This is a genomic window from Winogradskyella schleiferi (genome assembly GCF_013394655.1).
Classification (GTDB): domain Bacteria; phylum Bacteroidota; class Bacteroidia; order Flavobacteriales; family Flavobacteriaceae; genus Winogradskyella; species Winogradskyella schleiferi.
Window position 1 is genome coordinate 2,238,361 of sequence record NZ_CP053351.1, and the last position, 23,260, is coordinate 2,261,620.

Sequence of the window (23,260 nt, forward strand, 5' to 3'; positions counted from 1 at the left end):
ATTTTTTGAAGTTAACTTGTAATCTTTACACTTTTCACTTTTCACTTTTCACCACCAACATAGGACTGTCATCTGTGAACTATTTACGCCGCTGCCCTACAAACTGTTGACTCTTCAGCTTGAACAACACATTAAAACTCGTTAAACTGCCATAACTTCTTGTAATATATTGTTGAAGGTCTATCTTTTCCTGCTCTTCCAGATTACTGGAATTTATCTTTTGCTCCATAACACGTAAGCGATCGCGAACCATAGTGATTTTATGAAAGAATTTATCAATCGGCAACTCTGTGGATTTTAAGTTAGTGTCTCCTGGTTGTATAATGAGTTTTCCGCCCTTCCATTTATCTGCTATACTAATGACTTCGGAAACATCGGACCATTTTTTTAGTATGGACTTTAAACTGCGTTCTACTTCATAAAAACTGATGGTATCCACTTCGTCTTCGGCGGCTTCAATAACTTCAAATTCCGAATCCAGATCTATGGTTTCCAATCCGTTTTCTATAAATGTGACCCAATAGTGTTTTGACGTGACGTTGGTAACCACTCCTTTTCCGTATTCGTTATGGTTGATTCTTGATCCTATGCCTGGTAATTTCATCTTTCTGTAAAATTAATTTGATTAAATAATAGAACTAAAATTCGTAAAATTAAAATTTTAAATATCAATGCTTTTCGCATTTGTTAAGGTATCTCTAAAGTTCTTGTAAAACCACTTAAATTTAAATATTATTGCATTATTACTAATTTAAACAACTATAATTATGAAAAAACTACTTTTTACCCTATTTTTTTTCGGATACTGTTTTATGGTTAGTGCACAAAGTGAACCAAAAGTTGGTGATGAACTTATAATTAAAGCACCTCTGTCACAATCATATCACTATATCAAATTTCCAAAACCCAACATTTTAATAAAACGAGGTACAGTGACCCGTTATAAAAGTGTCTATGGAAATGAGGTGGTCATTAATGATGTTATGACCAAAGCTAATGGCGACGTCCATGTGGAACTAAAGAAAAAAGACGGCAGCAAGTTTTTTGGTTTTTTGAGTAAAGTAAAAGCCAACTATACTAAAGCCATTGAAGCTGAAGAAATGATTACAGCTCCTTAAATCTTATATAAATACTACACAGATAAAGTGCTTTGGTAATTCCAGAGCACTTTTTTTATACCAATTATTTTGAGGGATAAAGGGTATTACTCCCTAAACGTCAATTTACTAATCCTACCCTTACCTGCTGCATAAGCCACAGAATCATTTAAAAACCGAATGGTATAATAACCTTCATCGCTTAAATGCTTCCATGAATCTCCTGCATCATTACTATAATCAATACCTTTAAATCCAATAACAACTAGCTCTTTTCCGTCACTATTTGGAACATACTGGATACAGCTTCGATAACCAGGACCTTTTCCATTAGCCACAACTTGCCAAGTTTTTCCAGCGTCATTGGTTCTTATTTTGTTGTTCAATGTATCGTTTGGTTTGGTATAATCGCCACCAATGGCGAATCCGTTTTTTTCATCATAAAAATCCATGGAATAAATACCCGTCGTTTCTTTGCCTTGAATAATTGGTGTGTCGTAAACGTCCCAGATTTTACCTTTATCTGGTGAGTATAGTATTCTACTTGCTTTTCCACCTGTGGCTACCCAAGTATGGTCTCCAATTATAGCAATATTAGTGTCACTTGCTGCAAAGGCAGCTTCGCCTGCTTTCGCTTTTGGTAAATCGTCACAAGATATTTTTGTCCAAGAGTCTCCACCATCTCTGGTTATGATAACACTCATACAATCGTTTGTTGGATCTCCGATGGCGATGCCTTCTTGATCGTTCCAGAAGTCCATAGAATCATAGAAGGCTTTTGGGTTTGCTTCATAGTAAACCAATGAACCATCTTGAAATAGTTTAGCTGGATTTCCAATTGATAGGGTAAAAGTATAATCACCTTGAAAAGCTATTGCTCTAAAATTGCTTGGTATTAATGAATCCTCTGTTGACAACCAATAATTCCCCTCTTCAAAATCTTGCATATAAGACAAAACACTTCTTAGAATTTTACCTGAAGATGTAGCCGCTACAACTCTTCCTTCGTTTATTTCCAAAGCTCTTACATTCAACAAAGAATCTTGCAGCAACGTTTCAATTTCTACTTTCGTAAAATTTCTAGATTTTACTAATTCATCATGTTTACAAGAATATAATCCTACTAACAACAGAACAAATATTAAAACACGCATACTCCTAATTTTTCCTAAAAATAACAAAGCTTTATAATTTGAAAGTTAATTAGCCCAACAATTAAACAAATGTGTACCTTTGCACGTCCTTTTTTGCAGAACTATTCAACAGCAAAAGAAGACTGAAAAATTCAATACCGATTATGAGATTACACAGAAACTTATGCTTTGCCGTAATAGATGGTTTACACCTTATTTTTAATGAAGGGGAATATGCCGATAAAGTGATTCAACAATTACTAAAACGAGATAAACGTTGGGGAAGTCGCGATAGAGGTTTCGTAGCAGAAACGGTTTACACTATTGTGCGCTACCAAAGACTATATGCTGAAATCGCAGATGTAAAAGCACCATACCACAGAGACAACCTTTGGCGAATGTTTGCTGTTTGGGCCACGCTAAAAGGCATTAAATTACCAGACTGGAAATACTTTACAGACACACCTACCCGAAAAATAAAGGGCCGATTTGACGAACTATCCAAAATCAGAAAATACAAAGAATCCATTCCTGATTGGATGGATGAATTGGGTGTTGCTGAGTTAGGCGAAGCAGAATGGACCAAAGAAATAGCCATGCAAAACGAGCAAGCTGATGTTATTCTTAGAGTCAACACACTTAAAACCAATAAAAATGATTTACAACTCAAACTACAATCCGAGGATATAGAAACCGAGTTTTTACCAAATCATCCTTATGCCTTAAAGTTAACGGAACGTGCAAACGTATTTGTGACTGAAGCTTTTAAAGAGGGTTGGTTCGAAGTTCAAGATGCGTCTTCCCAATTAGTAGCTGATTATTTAGACGTGAAACCTGGTATGAAGGTTGTGGATGTTTGTGCAGGTGCAGGTGGAAAATCCTTGCATTTAGCGGCTTTGATGGAAAACAAAGGCCAGGTTATCTCTATGGATATTTACGAAAGTAAACTGAAAAAATTAAAGGTTAGAGCTCGTAGAAATGGGGTTCACAATATTGAGATGAAAGTCATAGATTCTACAAAACCGATTAAAAAATTACATGGCAAAGCTGACCGTTTATTAATTGATGCGCCATGTTCTGGGTTAGGTGTATTACGACGAAATCCGGATGCGAAATGGAAACTACAACCAGAGTTTATAGAAAGTATCAAACAAACGCAATTGGAAGTTTTAGAACAATATTCTAAAATGGTAAAGTCTGGCGGTAAAATGGTTTATGCCACCTGTTCTGTTTTACCTTCCGAAAATCAAAAACAAGTTGACAAATTTTTAACATCTGAAGCCGGAAAAGATTTTACTTTTGTCAAAGACAAAAAAGTATTGGCCTACAAATCTGGCTTTGATGGATTTTACATGGCACTTTTAGAAAAAAAATAACCCAAATAACAATTGAACGATTTTAAATATGAAGCATCTTTACCTATTATTTATTTTTATTACTAGCATTGGTTTTGCGCAAATTCCTACAAACTATTACGACAGTGCAAATGGCTTATCAGGTTTTGCCTTAAAAACCCAATTAAAAACCATTATTTCTAATGGACATATTGATCAAGGTTACGGTAGCTTATATGATGGTTACGTAACTACACATACCGATAATATTGCCGAAAGTGGTTACGAAAATGATGGTACTATACTATTGTATTATACGGAAAACCCAAACGGAACAGATCCTTACACGTTTAATCATGGCTCTAACCAATGTGGAAATTATAACGCAGAAGGTGTATGTTACAATCGTGAGCATACCATTCCGCAATCGTCTTTTGGAAGTGCCTCTCCAATGCAAAACGACATACATCATGTAGTTCCTAGCGATGGTTTTGCGAATGGACAAAGAGGTAGTTTACCTTTTGGAACTGTTGGTTCTGCAAGCTGGACTTCTTTAAACGGTTCTAAACGTGGCAATAGCAATGTGCTTGGATATTCCGGAAATGTTTTCGAGCCTATAGACGAATTTAAAGGCGATATTGCAAGATCAATTCTATATTTTGTAACACGTTACGAAGATACGGTTGATGGTTATACAAGTTTTGATATGTTTAACGGCACAGAAAACCAAGCTTTAGAAGATTGGGCTGTTGATATGTTATTGGATTGGCATTACAATATAGATCCTGTGGACCAAAGAGAAATCAATAGAAATAACGCAGCTTATAACTATCAAGGCAATGCAAATCCTTTTGTAGATCACCCAGAATATGCCAACTTAATTTGGAATCCGACTCCAGATACGGAAGCGCCTTCAGACCCGACAAATTTAGTAGCGTCTAACCCAACTGATAACTCTATTGTTTTGAGTTGGACGGCTTCTACAGATAATATCGGAGTTGCTTCCTATGATGTCTATATTGACGGAGCTTATACCTTCAGTTCTGCAAATACAACAGCAATGGCAACTGGTTTAGCACCTGATACAATTTATTGCTTTACTGTAAAAGCAAAAGATGCAGCTGGCAATGAATCTAGTTTTAGTAATCAGGATTGTGAATCAACTACTAATAGTGGAACTGGAAGTCCTGATTGCTTAACCGAGACTTTCACGAATTTAGATACTTCTATTAGCTCATATTCAGATGTCAATTGGACAGGAGACGAAGGTGGGATTTGGAGCGCTACAGATGCTAGAACCGATCAAGATCTTAACGGAACTTCTGCTATTACAGTTAGAAACGGTGCTTTAAATTTACCATCAACTTCTGGTGGTATCGGAATCCTAACAGTAACCACAAAACGCGTATTTAGTGGTTCTTCTGGAACTTTTAATCTTAACGTCAATGGGAATTTGATAGGCACTATACCTTATGATGATACCTCTCAAACTATTGTAATACCAAATATCAATGTAGAAAATAATGTTTCTGTTGTCATTGACGGTAATAGTGGATCAGGTAATAGAGTTGTCTTTGATGACCTTTCTTACACCTGCTATTCTTCTTTGAGCACAGATGAGTTTAATGCATCAAACATAAAACTGTATCCAAATCCTGTTAATAACAATTTAACTTTAGATTTAAAATCTAATGTGGATACTAGCATAGAGATTTATGATATTTTAGGAAAACGTGTTCTTAAAAACACAATCAATAAAACAAGTGCTTTAAATCTCCAAGCCTTAAAATCTGGAATTTACATCGTGAAAATCACACAAGGTAATTCTACCATAACTAAGAAGTTGGTAAAGCAATAAATAAAATAATCACAACAATGAAAAGCAGCTGCACTTGGATTACGCTAAGTGACAAGCTGCTTTTTTGTTTAAAACTTGTTGAATACTTCATTATTTGAAATTCAATTCTTATGAAGTTTATCGTAAAATGAACTAACTTTGTAATAAATATTTTTCACGTTAAAAACAACATTAAATGATCCACTTCTTTGGAAACGAAAACAGTAAGGTATTTGCTGTTCAAACAGCAGAAGAATTATCAACCGAAACCGTTTCTAAATTGATATGGTTATTCGGCAACCAACCTAAAATAGAACAAGCATCAATTGATGCTTTTTTTGTTGGACCAAGAGCTGCAATGATTACGCCTTGGAGTACAAATGCCGTTGAGATTACCCAAAACATGGGAGTTTCTGATATTATTAGAATTGAAGAATTTACTGCTGTCCCTGAAGATTATAAGGACTTTGATCCTATGATCTCTGAAAAATATCAAAGTTTGAATCAAGAGATATTCAACATTGATATTCAACCAGAATCGATTCAGAATATCGAAAATATTTCCGAATACAATCAACAAGAAGGTTTATCACTTAGCGACGAAGAAGTCGATTATCTTGAAAGTGTTTCAAAAAAAATAGGACGACCATTAACCGACTCTGAAGTATTTGGATTCTCTCAAGTGAATTCTGAGCATTGTCGTCATAAAATATTCAATGGTACGTTTGTTATTGATGGTGAAGAAAAAGAAACGTCATTATTCAAACTTATTAAAGAAACCTCAAAACAAAATCCGAACGATATAGTTTCAGCATATAAAGATAATGTTGCTTTTATAAAAGGACCAGTCGTAGAGCAATTTGCACCAAAACGTGCTGATATTCCTGATTTTTACAATACCCAAGATTTTGAATCCGTCATTTCCCTAAAAGCAGAAACACACAATTTCCCAACAACGGTTGAACCTTTTAATGGCGCAGCAACAGGTTCTGGTGGTGAAATCAGGGATAGATTGGCTGGCGGAAAAGGCTCTTTACCGTTAGCAGGAACAGCAGTTTACATGACCTCTTACTCACGTCTGGAGGAAGGAAGGCTTTGGGAAAAAGCATTCCCTGAACGCAAATGGCTGTACCAAACACCAATGGACATTTTAATCAAAGCGAGTAATGGCGCTTCCGATTTTGGAAACAAATTTGGACAACCGTTAATCTGTGGCTCGGTTTTAACTTTTGAACATATCGAGAGTTCTAGCTCTTCACCAATGGGGAAGTTGGATGGGGCTTTAGCTTACGACAAAGTCATAATGCAAGCTGGAGGCATCGGTTACGGAAAGGCTAACCAAGCTTTAAAAGATATGCCAAAAGAAGGCGACAAAATCGTTATCCTTGGTGGAGACAATTATAGAATCGGAATGGGAGGTGCTGCGGTTTCATCTGCTGACACAGGTGCTTTGGCTTCTGGTATCGAATTAAATGCTGTGCAACGTTCTAATCCTGAAATGCAAAAACGTGCAGCCAATGCTGTTCGTGGCATGGTGGAAAGTGATGAAAATTTTATCGTTTCCATTCACGATCATGGTGCAGGTGGACATCTGAATTGTTTATCGGAATTGGTTGAAGATACTGGTGGAAAAATAGACTTAGACAAACTTCCTGTTGGAGACCCAACATTGTCTGCTAAAGAAATTATAGGTAACGAATCCCAAGAACGAATGGGATTGGTAATTGCTGATAAACATTTAGAAACATTACATAACATTGCGGATAGAGAACGCTCACCAATTTATGATGTTGGTGAAGTGACAGGTAAACACCGATTTACTTTTGAGTCTAAAACATCTGGTGAAAAACCAATGGATTTAGCCTTAGAAGATATGTTTGGAAGTTCTCCTAAAACTGTGATGAGTGACATTACAGTTGAAAAGCAGTATAGTGGTATTTCTTATGATACCAATAAATTCTACGATTATTTAGACCAAGTTCTACAGCTTGAAGCTGTGGCCTGTAAAGATTGGTTAACTAATAAAGTTGACCGTTGTGTTGGTGGAAAAGTAGCGAAACAACAATGTGCTGGGCCCTTACAATTGCCATTAAATAATGTCGGCGTTATGGCTCTTGATTTTAAAGGTAAAGAAGGCATAGCAACATCGATTGGCCACGCTCCTATTTCTGGATTAATCAATCCTGTGGCAGGAAGCAGAAATTCAATTACTGAAGCATTGACCAATATGATTTGGGCACCGCTTAAAGACGGATTAAAAAGTGTGTCATTGTCAGCAAACTGGATGTGGCCATGTAAAAATGAAGGCGAAGATGCACGTTTGTATGAAGCTGTAAAAGCGATTTCAGAATTTTCAATTGATTTAGGCATCAACGTTCCAACAGGAAAGGATTCGCTTTCCATGAAACAAAAATATCCTGAAGGCGATGTTATTTCTCCCGGAACGGTTATTATTTCTGCAGCAGCCAATTGTAATGATATTACTAAGGTGGTTGAACCCGTTTTTCAAAAAGGAAAAGGATCAATTTATTATGTTAATATCTCTCAGGACTCTTATGAATTAGGTGGAAGTTCATTCGCTCAAATCAATAATAAAATTGGAAATACCACGCCATCTATTAAAAGTGCAGATTATGTTACGACGGTTTTCAACACCATTCAAAGTTTAATAAAAGACAATCAAATTGTTGCAGGACATGATGTAGCTTCTGGAGGCTTAATTACCACTTTATTAGAAATGTGTTTTGCTGATAATAATTTAGGAGCAGAATTAAATATCACAGAAATCAATGAAAAAGATGCGTTCAAAGTGTTATTTGCAGAAAATGCAGGAATCGTTTTTCAGTCTGAGGATGATACGGTTGAAGATGTATTAGCAAATGCAAATATTGAATTCCACAAATTAGGACGTGTTATGGAAAGTGATATCTTGGGTATCACCAATGGCGACCAAGTATTTAGCATGACGATTTCAAGATTACGGGATATGTGGTTTAAAACCTCTTATCTTCTAGATCAGAAGCAAACCGCAAACGGGTTGGCAAAGGAAAGATTTGATAATTATAAAATTCAGGCCTTAAATTATTCATTCCCGAATCATTTTTCAGGAAATCTTCCGCAAATTAATTCGAATCAAACACGCCCAAAAGCTGCAATTTTAAGAGAAAAAGGAAGTAATTCTGAACGTGAAATGGCAAATGCCATGTATTTAGCTGGATTCGACGTAAAGGATGTGCATATGACCGATTTAATTTCTGGTCGTGAAAACTTAGAAGATATTCAGTTTTTAGGCGCTGTTGGCGGTTTTAGTAATTCTGATGTTTTAGGTTCCGCCAAAGGTTGGGCAGGCGCGATAAAATATAACGAGAAAGCGAATAAAGTGATTAAAAACTTCTTCAAACGAGAAGATACGCTTTCTGTTGGCATCTGTAATGGTTGCCAGTTATGGATGGAATTAGATTTGGTGAATCCTGAACATGAGGATCACGGAAAAATGACTTATAACCATTCCAAAAAGCACGAAAGCGGCTTTACGTCTGTAAAAATTCAAGAGAATAATTCCGTAATGCTTTCTAGTTTAGCAGGAAGTACTTTAGGGGTTTGGATTTCTCATGGCGAAGGAAAATTCAAATTACCCTATTCAGAAGACAAATACCATATTGTCGCCAAATATGGTTACGCTGACTATCCTGCCAATCCAAATGGTTCAGATTTTAATACAGCCATGCTTTGCGATAAAACAGGACGACATTTAGTAACTATGCCTCATATTGAGCGCTCTACATTTCCATGGAATTGGGCAAATTATCCAGAAGGAAGAAAGGATGAAGTTTCGCCTTGGTTGGAAGCTTTTGTGAATGCTAGGTTATGGATTGAAGCTAATAACAATAGTTAAAATTTATGTAGTCGAAAATTAAAATGGACGAACCTATTCTTAGGATTTATTTAATTTTCTATTCTGAATATATACGAGCTTATTTACACCGCTTTATTTATTTTTTTCAAAACGACGGTTTTATCATTAATGGTAATAGAGTAATACCATCCAATTTTTTAAGCTATTAAAATGTAATATCTTTAGTTATTTTAAAACTTAAACCTAACTATTATAAGAAGTTATAGGCACTAAACATTTTCTTTAGAATATTATTGAATAAAATTTTTATTCTTCTTCATTTTCATAATATTTAATTTTATAACTTTAAAATCGATATTTTCGCAATATCCCTTACTAATTTTTGCTAAAAATGAACATGACAGACGTAACACGCCTTTTCGATTTTCCATATTACCAACTAAAACACAAACCAAACGATAGCGCTTTGGTTACCAAATACAATGGTAAATGGGAAGCCATATCGACGCAAGAATATATAGATAAATCAAATGCTATGAGCAGGGCTTTGTTGCGTTTGGGCATTCAAAAAAACGATAAAATTGCAGTTATTTCCACAACCAACAGAACGGAATGGAACATAATGGATATTGGCATTCTTCAATTGGGCGCACAAAATATTCCGATTTATCCTACGATTAGTGCTGAGGATTACGAATATGTTTTAAACCACAGCGAATCTATTTATTGCTTCGTTTCAGATACAGAAGTATTAGAAAAAGTAAGGAAAATTCAAAATAAAACGAAAATAAAGGAGGTATATTCCTTTGATCATATTGAAGGTTGCAAACACTATTCTGAATTATTCGAATTAGGTAAAGACGAGAGCAATCAACCAGAAGTCGAAGCCCGAAAAGATGCCGTAAAACCTGAAGATTTAGCTACCATAATTTATACATCCGGCACAACAGGAAGACCAAAAGGTGTCATGCTTTCGCATTGGAATATAACCAGTAACGCTTTAGACAGTTCGCCAAGGGTTCCTTTAAAGGAAGGTGAAACTCGTATATTGAGCTTCTTACCTATTTGTCATATTTTTGAACGTGTTTTAATTTATGTATATCAATATGCTGGGACATCCATTTATTTCGCTGAAGCCATTGATAAAATTGGAGATAATGCCAAAGAAGTTAAACCGAATTTAATGAGTGTTGTTCCTCGACTTCTTGAAAAAGTCTTTGATAAAATTATGCTAAAAGGCGAAGAACTAACAGGAATTAAAAAAGGCTTGTTCTTTTGGGCCGTAAGATTGGGAGAACGCTGGGAACCGTATGGTGCCAATGGAGCTTGGTATGAGTTTCAACTAAAAATAGCCAATAAACTTATATTCAGTAAATGGCGCGAAGCCCTTGGTGGCGAATTAGGCACTATGGTTTCCGGGAGTGCCGCATTGCAACCACGATTAGCAAGAATGTTTGGAGCGGCCAAGATGCGCGTTATGGAAGGTTATGGTTTAACTGAAACCTCTCCTGTTGTAGCCGTAGGTTTATATAAAGACCATAATTATAGAGTCGGAACAGTTGGAAAACCAATTGATAATGTAGAAGTTAAAATTGCAGAGGACGGCGAAGTTCTAGTAAAAGGTCCTAATGTCATGTTAGGGTATTATAAAGATCCTGAAAAAACAGCTAGTGTAATGACAGGAGATTATTTCCATACAGGAGATAAAGGAGAAATTGATGCAGATGGTTTCTTAAAAATTACAGGTCGTAAAAAGGAAATGTTTAAAACCTCAGGTGGAAAATATGTGATTCCGCCACTCCTAGAAAACGACATGAAGCAATCCCTTTTTATTGAACAAATAATGGTGGTTGGTGAAGGCGAAAAAATGCCGGCAGCGCTAATTCAGCCAAATTTTGATTTTATACGCGATTGGATAGACCATAAACAAAATGGCGTTGGAAAAACGGAAACTGAAATTGCTAATTCCGAAATCGTAATTAATCGCATTCAACGAGAAATAGACAAATACAATAAACACTTTGGAAAATGGGAACAAATCAAACGATTTGAACTCACGCCAGATGTGTGGTCTATTGATGGAGGACATCTTACGCCTACCATGAAAATGAAACGCGCTATTATTAAGGATATTTATCAAGATCTTTATGATAAAATTTATCGTGCTTAAGACCGAAATAAATTAAAATATTTATTAGCAGATATGACTATTTTTAGATATTAATCTAATTTCTACGTTATTAATCGTTGATAACAAACATTTTACGCCAAATATCATATCTTAGGTAGTCATAACCGCTAAATCCTAACATATGAAAACTAAAACATTTATCATTGCTGGTATTTGTGGAGGTATTGTGAACTGGCTTCTCGGTTGGTTGGGTTATGGTATTATTCTTGCCGACTACTTTCCACAACCCAACGAAGACACAAGATCAATGACATTTATTTTTTTGGGATGTTTATCTATAGGATTCTTTTTGTCTTATTTTTATAATCGTTGGGCACAAATTGCTACAATCTCTACAGGTGCTAGAGCCGGAGCATTCTTCGGGTTATTCTTCGCGTTATTTAATGGTTTTTTTAATATGGCTATTGATGGTACAATAACTACCGAATTATTCACGCTGGATATCGCTATTTCTATAGGCATTACCGCAGCGACTGGAGCAATCGTCGGATTTATTAATGGCAAATTTAAATAAAAGCGAGGAAAGCTTTCAAACACAAACTTCTCAAAATAATAGCTTCAAATTATTAATATAAAATTTTGGCAATTTATTATGCATGCATAGTATTTTTTATTATCTTTGGTTTCCAATTTCAGTTTTATGAAAGACAAAACAATAGATTATATTCTGAGAACCACTTGGTTGGCAGTTAATAAAATGTATAACGAAGAAGCCTCTCAATTTGGGACAACAATGGCTACCGGTTTTGCCTTATTAAGTATTGATCCTGAAAAGGGAACACCTTCAACATCTTTAGGCCCTAAAATGGGAATGGAAGCCACTAGTCTTTCCCGAACTTTAAAAACTATGGAAGCCAATGGTTTAATTGAGCGCAAACCAAACCCAGAAGATGGACGTGGCGTCTTAATTTTCTTGACAGATTTTGGAAGAGAAAAAAGAGCATTATCAAAAGATAAAGTACTAACATTTAACGAAACTATTAAAGCAAATGTTTCCGCAGAAGAATTAGCAAACTTTACGAAAGTAGCCGAAGTCATTAATAATATGATTTCCAATAAACAGATATACAACAAAAAAGAACACATTTTAAAATAAGATGAGTAAACGAAGAATTAAAAAAATAGCAATTATTGGATCGGGAATCATGGGAAGCGGAATCGCTTGTCATTTCGCCAATATTGGTGTCGACGTTTTACTTTTGGACATTGTTCCAAGAGAATTAAACGACAAAGAAAAGGCAAAAGGCTTAACCTTAGAAGACAAGGCTGTTAGAAACAGATTGGTAAATGATGCATTGGCTGCCTCCATAAAATCAAAGCCTGCACCACTCTATCATCGATCATTCGCAAGCCGAATCACCACAGGAAACTTAGAAGATGATATCTCTAAAGTGGCCGATGTCGATTGGATTATGGAAGTCGTAGTTGAAAGGCTAGACATCAAAAAGCAAGTGTTTGAAAACCTTGAAAAACATAGAACGCCAGGCACCTTAATTACATCAAACACCTCTGGTATTCCAATTAAGTTTATGAGTGAAGGTCGTAGCGACGATTTCCGGAAGCATTTCTGCGGAACACATTTCTTTAATCCTGCACGTTACTTAAAATTATTCGAAATTATTCCTGGTCCAGAAACAGACCAAGCCGTTTTGGATTTCTTAAATGACTATGGGGAAAAATTCTTAGGTAAAACATCTGTAATTGCAAAAGATACGCCTGCTTTCATCGGGAACAGAATCGGGATTTTTAGTATACAGAGTTTATTTCATGCGGTCAAAGATTTAGATTTAACGGTTGAGGAAGTTGATAAATTATCAGGTCCAGTCATTGGTCGTCCAAAATCGGCTACCTTCAGAACGGTTGATGTGGTTGGCTTAGATACCTTGGTGCACGTCGCTAACGGCATTTATGAAAACTGTCCTGATGACGAACGAAGAGAACTTTTCAAATTACCAGATTTCATCGATACTATGATGGAAAACAAATGGTTAGGAAGTAAAACAGGACAAGGCTTTTATAAAAAAGTCAAAAAAGACGATGGGTCTTCAGAGATTCTAGCCCTCGATTTAAACACTCTTGAATACAGATCTTCTAAAAAAGCTAAATTCGCTACTTTAGAAATGACCAAGACGGTCGATAAAGTTGTTGACCGTTTCAAAATATTAGTAAAAGGAAAAGATAAAGCGGGAGAATTCTACCGTAAAAGCTTTACGGCCTTGTTCGCTTATGTGTCTAACCGAATTCCTGAGATTTCAGATGAGCTTTACAAGATCGATGATGCCATGAAAGCTGGTTTTGGATGGGAACATGGTCCTTTCCAAATTTGGGATGCTATAGGCGTTGAAAAAGGAATCGAATTGATGAAAGCCGAAGGTTTAGAACCTGCTGCTTGGGTTAATGAGATGATCGCTTCTGGTAACAAATCTTTTTATACAGTTAAAGATGGCGCTTCCTACTATTACGATATACCTTCAAAATCACAAACAAAAATTCCTGGTCAAGATAGTTTCATCATCTTGAATAATATCAGAAAAACGAACGAAGTCTTTAAAAACTCAGGAGTTGTTATTGAAGATCTAGGTGACGGCATCCTTAACTGTGAGTTCCAATCTAAAATGAATACCATTGGTGGCGACGTTTTAGCTGGATTAAATAAAGCAATTGATTTAGCCGAAAAAGATTTTGCAGGATTGGTCGTTGGTAATCAAGCTGCCAACTTCTCTGTTGGTGCAAACATCGGCATGATTTTTATGATGGCTGCAGAACAAGAATATGACGAACTGAATGCTGCTATAAAATATTTCCAAGACACCATGATGCGTATGCGTTATTCTGCAATTCCAACGATTTCTGCACCTCATGGTATGGCTTTAGGAGGTGGTTGTGAATTATCATTACACGCAGATAAGGTTGTAGCAGCAGCAGAAACATACATGGGACTTGTAGAGTTCGGTGTTGGTGTGATTCCTGGTGGTGGAGGTTCTAAAGAAATGGCTTTAAGAGCACAAGACTTGTTCCAAAAAGGAGACGTTCAATTAAATGTGTTACAGGAATATTTCTTAACCATTGGTATGGCCAAAGTATCAACGTCTGCTTATGAGGCTTTCGACTTAGGTTTACTTCAAAAAGGAAAAGATGTTGTCGTCGTAAATAAAGACCGACAAATAGCTGTAGCCAAACAACACGCAAAATTAATGGCAGATGCTGGGTATACGCAACCAGTAAAAAGAGATGATGTGTTAGTCCTAGGAAAACAAGCGTTAGGTATGTTCTTAGTTGGCACAGACGCTATGGAAGACTCTAATTACATTTCTGAACACGACATGAAAATCGCCAACAAATTAGCCTACGTTATGGCTGGAGGCGATTTATCTGAACCAACCAAAGTAACAGAACAATATTTATTGGATTTAGAACGTGAAGCATTTTTGTCACTTTGTACTGAACGTAAAACATTGGAGAGAATTCAGCATATGTTAACAAAGGGTAAGCCACTTAGAAATTAGACGTTAGACAACTAGAATCTAGATTATAGACTATGGGACGACATAATTTTAAAATATTGAAAGTTTGGCAAGATGGAATTAATTTAGTTCAAGAGAACTATAAATTAACTCGAAATTTTCCTGACTTTGAAAGGTTTAATCTTGTTAGTCAAATGAATAGATGCGCAGTTTCTATTCCTTCTAATATTTCGGAAGGCTCCAGTAAAAGTAAAGATAGACACTTTAAGAAATATCTTGAAAATAGTTTGGGTTCAGCTTTCGAGTGGGAAACGCAATTAATTGTTTCTTATAATGAAGAGTATTTAGATAAAAATCAATTTGAAGAATTAGAAAACAAAATATTACAAATTCAAAAAATGTTAGGAAAGTTTATTGATAACCTTGGTGATTAGTCTATTTTCTAATCGTCTAGCTTCTAGACTCTCTTTTCAATTTAATAAATAAAACTATGAATAAGACCGCATATATAGTAAAAGCATACAGAACTGCCGTTGGTAAAGCACCAAAAGGTGTGTTCCGTTTTAAAAGAACAGATGAATTAGCTGCTGAAACCATTCAGCATATGATGAAGGAGCTGCCAAATTTAGATAAAAAACGTATTGACGATGTTATCGTTGGTAACGCCATGCCAGAAGGTTCGCAAGGACTTAACATGGCACGATTTATCTCATTAATTGGGTTAGATAGTGTAGATGTTCCTGGAGTTACCGTCAACCGCTTTTGTGCCTCTGGTATTGAAACCATCGGAATTGCAGCGGCCAAAATTCAGTCTGGAATGGCAGATTGCATCATTGCAGGTGGCGCAGAAAGCATGAGTAGTGTTCCAATGACAGGTTTTAAACCAGAATTAAATTACGATACCGTAAAAGCTGGGCATGAGGACTATTATTGGGGAATGGGAAATACGGCTGAAGCGGTTGCAAAACAATTCAATGTATCTCGTGAAGACCAGGATGAGTTTGCCTACAATTCACATATGAAAGCCTTAAAAGCACAAGCTGAAAACCGTTTCCAAGATCAAATTGTTCCGATAGACGTTGAGCAAACATACATTGACGACAACGGCAAGAAAGCAACAAAATCTTACACAGTCACTAAAGACGAAGGTCCTCGTGCAGGTACAAGTTTAAAGGCTTTAGCAAAATTACGACCTGTATTTGCGGCGAACGGAAGTGTAACAGCTGGTAACTCATCGCAAATGAGTGATGGCGCAGCTTTCGTAATGATTATGAGTGAAGAGATGGTAAAAGAATTGAATCTGGAACCTATCGCAAGACTTGTAAATTATGCTGCTGCTGGTGTTGAACCACGAATTATGGGAATCGGACCAGTAAAAGCCATTCCAAAGGCATTAAAACAAGGCGGTTTAAAACAAGATGATCTAGCGTTAATTGAGTTAAACGAAGCCTTCGCTTCACAATCAATTGCTGTGATTAGAGAATTAGACCTCAATCCAGATATCATAAATGTTAATGGTGGTGCCATTGCGTTAGGTCATCCATTAGGATGTACTGGAACAAAATTATCGGTACAACTATTTGATGAAATGCGTAAGCAAAACATGAAAGGCAAATATGGCGCTGTAACGATGTGCGTTGGTACAGGTCAAGGTGCTTGTGGGATATTTGAGTTTTTAAATTAGAACATAGACGAATAGAGTCTAGCATCTAGACTTAAAAATTATACATCAAATTAACAAAGTGCAGTCTAGAATCTAGTATCTAGCTGTCTAGAATCTAAATAAAAAAATGGAAACAACAGAAAAAGACATACTAAGAGGCGGTCAATTCCTCGTTAAAGAAACAGACTGCCAAGACATTTTTACTCCTGAAGACTTTTCAGAAGAGCAACAAATGATGAAAGAGTCCGTAATGGAATTCAACGAACGTGAAATCATCGCTCACAAACCACGCTTTGAAGCAAAAGATTTTGCCCTCACCGAAGAAGTGATGCGTAAAGCTGGAGAAATGGGCTTTTTAGGTGTCGCTGTTCCTGAAGCTTATGACGGTTTAGGAATGGGATTTGTTTCCACATGTTTAACATGTGATTATATTTCATCAGGAACTGGTTCATTCAGTACAGCATTTGGTGCTCACACAGGAATCGGCACTATGCCAATTACCTTATACGGCACAGAAGAGCAAAAGCAAAAATATGTACCAAAATTAGCAACAGGTGAATGGTTTGGAGCCTATTGTTTGACAGAACCTGGAGCAGGTTCAGATGCGAATTCAGGTAAAACAACTGCCGAATTATCTCCAGATGGCAAATCATACAAAATCAACGGTCAAAAAATGTGGATTTCAAATGCAGGTTTTTGTAGTTTGATGATTGTCTTTGCTCGTATTGAAGATGATAAAAATATTACGGGTTTCATCGTTGAATACGATAAAGACAACCCAAATGGCATTGTTTTAGGTGAGGAAGAACATAAATTAGGTATTCGTGCAAGTTCTACACGTCAGGTATTTTTTAACGATACCGTTGTGTCTGTCGAAAATATGTTAGCAGGTCGTGGTGAAGGATTTAAAATCGCCATGAATGCACTTAATGTTGGACGTATTAAATTAGCCGCAGCTTGTTTAGATTCTCAAAGACGCATTTTAACGACTGCCGTACAGTATGCTAATGAACGTAAACAGTTTAAAACACCAATTGCAGATTTTGGAGCTATAAAAACCAAATTAGCTGAAATGGCAGCAAGTGCCTATGCTGGAGAATCTGCGACATATAGAGCTGCAAAAAACATTGAAGATCGGATTGCGATGCGCGAAGCGGCCGGAAATTCTCATCAAGAGGCAGAACTTAAAGGTGTGGAAGAATATGCCATTGAATGTTCTATCTTAAAAGTGGCAGTTTCTGAAGATGTACAAAATTCGGCAGATGAAGGTATCCAAATTTTTGGAGGCATGGGCTTCTCTGAAGAAACACCGATGGAAGCGGCTTGGAGAGATGCTAGAATTGCTCGTATTTATGAAGGCACCAACGAAATTAACAGAATGTTAGTCGTTGGGATGTTGGTTAAGAAAGCAATGAAAGGTCATGTGGATTTATTAGGGCCTGCACAAAAAGTCCAGGAAGAATTAATGGGCATTCCATCGTTTGAAACCCCAGATTATTCTGAATTGTTTTCAGAAGAAAAAGAAATGATCAAAAAGTTAAAGAAAACCTTTTTGATGGTGGCTGGTGGAGCAGTTCAAAAATTTGGACCGCAACTCGAAGAACACCAACAATTATTGATTGCTGCTGCAGATATCTTAATTGAAATCTACATGGCAGAATCCGCAATCTTAAGAACCGAAAAGAATGCCAAACGTTTTGGCGAAGAGACACAATCGGCCCAAATCGCCATGGCAAAATTATATCTATATCATGCGGTGGATATCGTGGAAGAAAAAGGAAAAGAAAGTATTATTTCATTTGCTGAAGGTGACGAGCAACGTATGTTATTAATGGGACTGAAACGTTTCACTAAGTATCAAAATTATCCTGATATTGTTGATTTACGGATTGAAATAGCAGAAAAAGTAAAAGCAGAAAACAAATACTGCTTCTAATAATTCAATAATTAGACTAACTCAAATAATTCTAATTATAAAGCCAATTCTTCCTATATAAATTTGGATTGAATTGGCTTTTTTCATTCCAAAGCAAAAAACCATCTATCACTAGATGGTTTTTGTATGTTTAAGCAAATCTATAAGCCGAATTCTGTACTCTAAAAGAGTCCTTATCATTTATCTACGTTTACTGTTACCAGCAAACTTTAGCTGTCTACCCTCTAGTATCGCGCGTGTACGCTCTCCCGATAGTTATCAGAGCACTAGTTTACATGACATTGCACCACATAGAGTTTACCTGGTTTCACTACAGCATGACCTGTACATACTTTCTGTTGCACTTTTCCTCACCTTTCGGTGGATGGCTGTTAGCCACTATGATTACACTTTGGTGTTCGGACTTTCCTTACTGATATTTATAATCAGTACGATAAGGCGATCTGCTTGGCGCAAAAGTACATAAATTGTTAATAACTCATATTAAATTTAAGTTCTTATAAATCGCTATTAAGTGGTTATTCTTAAATTTGTAATTCGGATTCTTAATTTAATTCAAGAGCATCGAAAGATGCCAAAACTAGTTCAGCAAACCTTGGAACACTTTGTAGTATCAGCCCGTAAATACAGACCACAGACCTTTAAGGATGTTGTGGGTCAGCAGGCCATTACCAATACGTTGCTGAATGCCATTGAAAACAATCACTTAGCACAAGCTCTATTGTTTACAGGACCTCGAGGTGTAGGTAAAACCACTTGTGCGCGTATCCTTGCTAAGATGATTAATAGTGATGGTAACACAAGCGAAGACGAAGATTTTGCCTTTAATATTTTTGAACTCGATGCGGCATCCAATAACTCTGTTGATGATATTAGAAACTTAACCGACCAGGTTCGGATTCCTCCACAAGTTGGAAAATACAAGGTTTATATCATTGATGAGGTGCACATGTTATCCCAAGCGGCTTTTAATGCGTTTTTGAAGACTTTAGAAGAACCGCCAAAACATTGTATTTTCATTTTAGCGACCACTGAAAAACATAAAATTATTCCAACGATATTATCGCGTTGTCAGATTTTCGATTTTAAACGAATTACGGTTTCAGACGCAAAGGAATACTTAAAATATATTGCCAAAGAACAAGGCATTACCGCTGAAGATGATGCGCTCCATATCATTGCCCAAAAAGCAGATGGTGCGATGCGAGATGCGCTGTCTATTTTTGACCGCGTCGTCAGTTTTTCGGGTAAGAATTTAACTAGACAGGCCGTTACTGAGAATTTGAATGTTCTCGATTATGAAACTTACTTTACAAGTACAGATTTAATTTTAGAAAATAAAATTCCAGATTTACTGGTACAGTTCAACAGCATTCTGTCCAAAGGATTTGATGGTCATCACTATATCGCAGGCTTGGCGTCTCATTTTAGGGATTTAATGGTCTGCAAGAATCCAGCAACTATTCCATTGCTTGAAGTTGGTGAAGATACAAGTCTGAAATACCAAGAACAATCACAGAAAACATCGCATAGTTTTCTAATGGAAGGGATTCGGTTGGCCAATGACTGTGATCTGAAATATAAGTCCAGTAAAAATCAACGTTTGCTCGTTGAATTAACGCTTATGCAACTTGCCTCTATCACTTTTGATGGAGAAAAAAAAAATCTTAAGCACTTCATAATTCCGCCTTCCTATTTTAAAGCGAGAGGCATCACTCCTATTCGGGTTACAAAACCTAAAGCCGAAGTTAAAGTTCCAGAAAAAACTACTATTTCCCAGGAAAAACCAAAAGAATTAGTTTCCGAAGTCGCTGAACCTGTTGTGGACATTCCTAAGATTTCCATAAACAAACCAAAATCATCAACCTCTGGTTTATCATTAAAAAGTATTCGGGAAAAGAAAGAACATCAGTTACGCCAAATGGATGTAGTGATTGATGAAGACGATCTACCAAAAGAACCTGTAACACAGGAAGCCTTAAACGACGCTTGGAAAACCTACACTGCTAGAATGGATAAAAAAGGTGAAAAAATTATGGCTTCTATTTTACAAATGGATCAGCCAAAATTAAAGGACACAACCATTTATTTAACTTATTCCAACAATACCAATAAAATAGAATTGGAACGTGCCGAGTTTCCGCTGATGTCCTTTCTAAAGAAAAAATTACGGAATTACGATTTAAAATTGGATATTACGGTTAATGAGGAAATCGCCAAAAAATATGCTTTCACACCATTAGAGAAATACGAAAAGCTAAAAGAGAAAAATCCTAATATTGAGGTGTTGCGACAGACTTTCGGATTAGATATTTAAGATATGAAACATTTACTCGGACTTCTATTACTACTTACGGCTTTCACAAGTTGCGAAGGAAGAAAAACACAACGCCAAGCCTTGTCGGAAAGCATTGAAGAGTTCAAAAAAGCAGTCAATATTGAAACCATTGTTTATATTCCTGAAACTTATATTGAACAAGACGTAGATACCTTAATGAGCAATGGTTTTCGTGTAAAAATAAAGACCTATGCGGATATGTCTAACGCTGTCCGTTTTTCAAATATAAAAGACACCATTAATTACCAGACGTATTATAGAAACTTCAAATTTGATATAAACGTAACTAAAGACGATAAGGTAATTTACAACAAGAGTTTCAATAAGAAAAAAGTGAATAAAGCCTTTAAATACAAAGGAAATTTAGTTTCGGGTTCAGATTTGTATAACTTTGATACGCTTGCGGTTTTAAAATCGATTCAAGTTAATGACGATCCCAGTTACACAAATATGGTTTTGATAGATATTATGTATGCTATTCCAGAAACTGATAGATTTGCATCGCATCGCCTATTTATTGATGAAAAAGGTAAATCTCATATTGTACAATTAGGTGAAAAATAAACGATTTAAATACACTACCACGCTGTGGCTTTACCACAATATTTGTGTTTAAAATCTCAGTAATTAATAACTCAAACATGTTAGGACTAAAATTACCGACCGATCCAAGATGGGTGAATATCGTTGAAAAGAATATTGAAGATATTCTGACCGATCATGCCTATTGCGAACAGAAAGCAGCGAGCACAGCTATTTCATTAATTGTAAGCTTTCCTGAATATACGGAGTTGGTGCAGGAAATGATTGATCTGGTAGAAGAAGAAATGAGCCATTTTAAAATGGTACACGATAGAATTTTAGAAAACGGCTGGACACTTGGTAGAGATAGAAAGGATGACTATGTGATTGCACTCCTTAAATTTTTCTCCAAAGGTGGCAGCCGAACCACACAATTAGTCCACAGATTACTATATGCCGCATTAATTGAAGCTCGTAGCTGTGAACGATTTCGCTTATTATCCGAACAGTTAGAAGATAAAAAACTCGCTAAATTCTATCGAAAACTCATGATTAGTGAAGCTGGTCACTATACCATGTTTTTAAATTTTGCCCGTAAATATGGCGACAGAAAAGAAGTCGATGAAAAATGGGAAGCATTATTGGATTATGAAGCAGAAATCATAAAAAATTTAGGGAATAAGGAATCGATTCATGGGTGATTTCGTAACTTTATTGTAAATACTTTAAATCTTATGAACAAATTCTACTCTATTCTTACTGTTTTTCTTTGCTCATATATTGGCTTTTCCCAAAATGAATTAGTTGGGGAATGGTATCTAGATTCATTTAGTATTGATAATGCTACTTATAATAATGTTTATGCTTATGTTAATACAATAGATTTTACCGAAGATATTATATTTGAAAACTATTTGGAATATAGTGGTTCTTCTTCCTGTAACTATTTTTTTGGCGAGTATACCTCTACAAATAATAGTATCATATTTAATGGCTTTGGCAGTTCACTTATTGATTGCTATAATGAACCAAGAGGTACATTTGAAAACATGTACTTTTCATTGCTATATAATAATTCTACGGGTTCTAGTGAGTTTAGCTATGATATCACAGGTGAAGGAGAAGCACAAATCTTAACATTAACAAATTCTAATAACAGTAGCATCTTTTATAGTAAAACAAATCCAAATTCCATACTTCATAGTACTTGGTATTTAGAAACCGTAATTGAAGGTGGTATCACATATAATGTAACTTCAGGCTCTCCTAGCCTAACGCTTCAGGCTAATCCACATCCTTTCTTTGGCACTATGACGTTTGCTGGCGAAGGTGTTTGCAATGACTATGTTGGCGAATATGGTATGTATTATGGTCATGGAGATGAATTGAGAATTACGAGTATCGCACCTAATACTGTTACGTGTGAGCCTCCTAGTGCCATTGAGACTGCCTATTTTTCAGTTTTAGGCGATACCTCAGCTAATGTATTTAGATTTGAAATTATTAATAATGGAGCAAATCTAGTTCTGACAAGTGTATCTGACCCCTTAGACCGTTCCGTTAATGCTCTAGGCGACATCTTAATTTTTGGAACGGAACCGCTTTCTATTCATGATTTTGACTATAATGAAATAACTCTCTTTAAAAATCCCATTCAGGATCAACTAGAATTAAATATAGCTGATGAATTATTATTTCAAAACCTCAACTATTCCATTTATAGTCTAGAGGGTAAGTTGATGTCAAAATCGAAACTCAACACTATAAACATAGAGGTCAGCCGCTTTGCAACTGGACTTTATTTTATAAATATTGAAAATAAAGACAAGGTCGTGTTTTCTTTAAAATTCTTAAAAGAATAAGCTCTAGAGACTGAGATTATCATTTAT

General features: G+C 36.0%; 17 protein-coding genes and 1 other RNA gene. 15 read left to right on the forward strand and 3 right to left on the reverse strand.

Annotated features, from left to right (window positions below):
• Window positions 1-79: 79 nt before the first annotated feature.
• Window positions 80-604: a hypothetical protein gene (locus HM990_RS09710; RefSeq protein ID WP_178988746.1), complete on the reverse strand. Its 525-nt coding sequence runs from the start codon at window positions 602-604 to the stop codon at window positions 80-82.
• Between the two features lie 163 nt (window positions 605-767).
• On the opposite strand from HM990_RS09710, the gene HM990_RS09715 reads away from it, so the two are divergent.
• A complete protein-coding gene (locus HM990_RS09715; RefSeq protein WP_178988747.1) occupies window positions 768-1,118 on the forward strand; it encodes a hypothetical protein in 351 nt (116 codons plus the stop codon).
• A gap of 86 nt (window positions 1,119-1,204) precedes the next feature.
• Here the strand turns inward: HM990_RS09715 and HM990_RS09720 are convergent, their stop codons facing one another.
• Window positions 1,205-2,251 (reverse strand): WD40/YVTN/BNR-like repeat-containing protein, encoded by a 1,047-nt coding sequence (locus HM990_RS09720; RefSeq protein ID WP_178988748.1) that lies wholly within the window; start codon window positions 2,249-2,251, stop codon window positions 1,205-1,207.
• A 143-nt stretch (window positions 2,252-2,394) separates the two neighbouring features.
• On the opposite strand from HM990_RS09720, the gene HM990_RS09725 reads away from it, so the two are divergent.
• From HM990_RS09725 to HM990_RS09770, 10 genes are all read left to right on the forward strand, one after another.
• On the forward strand, window positions 2,395-3,606 hold the full coding sequence (locus HM990_RS09725; protein WP_178988749.1) for an RsmB/NOP family class I SAM-dependent RNA methyltransferase: 1,212 nt from the start codon (window positions 2,395-2,397) through the stop codon (window positions 3,604-3,606).
• Between the two features lie 28 nt (window positions 3,607-3,634).
• Entirely contained in the window at window positions 3,635-5,422 is a 1,788-nt protein-coding gene (locus tag HM990_RS09730; protein ID WP_178988750.1) for an endonuclease, read from the forward strand.
• Between the two features lie 175 nt (window positions 5,423-5,597).
• Window positions 5,598-9,296 (forward strand): phosphoribosylformylglycinamidine synthase, encoded by a 3,699-nt coding sequence (purL, locus tag HM990_RS09735; RefSeq protein ID WP_178988751.1) that lies wholly within the window; start codon window positions 5,598-5,600, stop codon window positions 9,294-9,296.
• A gap of 358 nt (window positions 9,297-9,654) precedes the next feature.
• Window positions 9,655-11,427, forward strand: coding sequence for an AMP-dependent synthetase/ligase (locus tag HM990_RS09740; RefSeq protein WP_178988752.1), 1,773 nt, complete (start codon window positions 9,655-9,657; stop codon window positions 11,425-11,427).
• Window positions 11,428-11,569: 142 nt separating this feature from the next.
• The gene (locus HM990_RS09745) at window positions 11,570-11,962 is read left to right on the forward strand and encodes a hypothetical protein (RefSeq protein ID WP_178988753.1); all 393 of its coding nucleotides are present in this window, start codon (window positions 11,570-11,572) and stop codon (window positions 11,960-11,962) included.
• 126 nt (window positions 11,963-12,088) lie between these two features.
• Window positions 12,089-12,544 (forward strand): MarR family winged helix-turn-helix transcriptional regulator, encoded by a 456-nt coding sequence (locus HM990_RS09750; protein WP_178988754.1) that lies wholly within the window; start codon window positions 12,089-12,091, stop codon window positions 12,542-12,544.
• A 1-nt stretch (window position 12,545) separates the two neighbouring features.
• Complete coding sequence (locus HM990_RS09755) at window positions 12,546-14,954, forward strand: 3-hydroxyacyl-CoA dehydrogenase/enoyl-CoA hydratase family protein (protein WP_178988755.1); 2,409 nt, start codon at window positions 12,546-12,548, stop codon at window positions 14,952-14,954.
• 32 nt (window positions 14,955-14,986) lie between these two features.
• A complete protein-coding gene (locus HM990_RS09760; RefSeq protein ID WP_178988756.1) occupies window positions 14,987-15,346 on the forward strand; it encodes a four helix bundle protein in 360 nt (119 codons plus the stop codon).
• A gap of 56 nt (window positions 15,347-15,402) precedes the next feature.
• Window positions 15,403-16,596, forward strand: a complete 1,194-nt coding sequence (locus HM990_RS09765; RefSeq protein WP_178988757.1) for an acetyl-CoA C-acyltransferase — start codon at window positions 15,403-15,405, stop codon at window positions 16,594-16,596.
• Between the two features lie 106 nt (window positions 16,597-16,702).
• Window positions 16,703-18,511 carry an acyl-CoA dehydrogenase family protein gene (locus tag HM990_RS09770; protein WP_178988758.1) on the forward strand — a complete coding sequence of 603 codons (1,809 nt, stop codon included), beginning with the start codon at window positions 16,703-16,705 and terminating at the stop codon, window positions 18,509-18,511.
• 127 nt (window positions 18,512-18,638) lie between these two features.
• Here HM990_RS09770 and rnpB read toward each other — a convergent pair.
• An RNA gene (gene rnpB, locus HM990_RS09775) (RNase P RNA component class A) lies at window positions 18,639-18,961 on the reverse strand.
• A 145-nt stretch (window positions 18,962-19,106) separates the two neighbouring features.
• Between rnpB and dnaX the strand changes: the two genes are divergently transcribed.
• The 4 genes from dnaX (at window position 19,107) to HM990_RS09795 (ending at window position 23,233) form a co-directional block, all read left to right on the forward strand.
• The gene (dnaX, locus tag HM990_RS09780) at window positions 19,107-20,828 is read left to right on the forward strand and encodes a DNA polymerase III subunit gamma/tau (RefSeq protein ID WP_178991939.1); all 1,722 of its coding nucleotides are present in this window, start codon (window positions 19,107-19,109) and stop codon (window positions 20,826-20,828) included.
• Between the two features lie 3 nt (window positions 20,829-20,831).
• Entirely contained in the window at window positions 20,832-21,413 is a 582-nt protein-coding gene (locus HM990_RS09785; RefSeq protein WP_178988759.1) for a hypothetical protein, read from the forward strand.
• A 77-nt stretch (window positions 21,414-21,490) separates the two neighbouring features.
• Window positions 21,491-22,072, forward strand: a complete 582-nt coding sequence (miaE, locus tag HM990_RS09790) for a tRNA-(ms[2]io[6]A)-hydroxylase (RefSeq protein ID WP_178988760.1) — start codon at window positions 21,491-21,493, stop codon at window positions 22,070-22,072.
• Window positions 22,073-22,105: 33 nt separating this feature from the next.
• A complete protein-coding gene (locus HM990_RS09795; RefSeq protein ID WP_178988761.1) occupies window positions 22,106-23,233 on the forward strand; it encodes an META domain-containing protein in 1,128 nt (375 codons plus the stop codon).
• The last annotated feature ends 27 nt before the right edge of the window (window positions 23,234-23,260 follow it).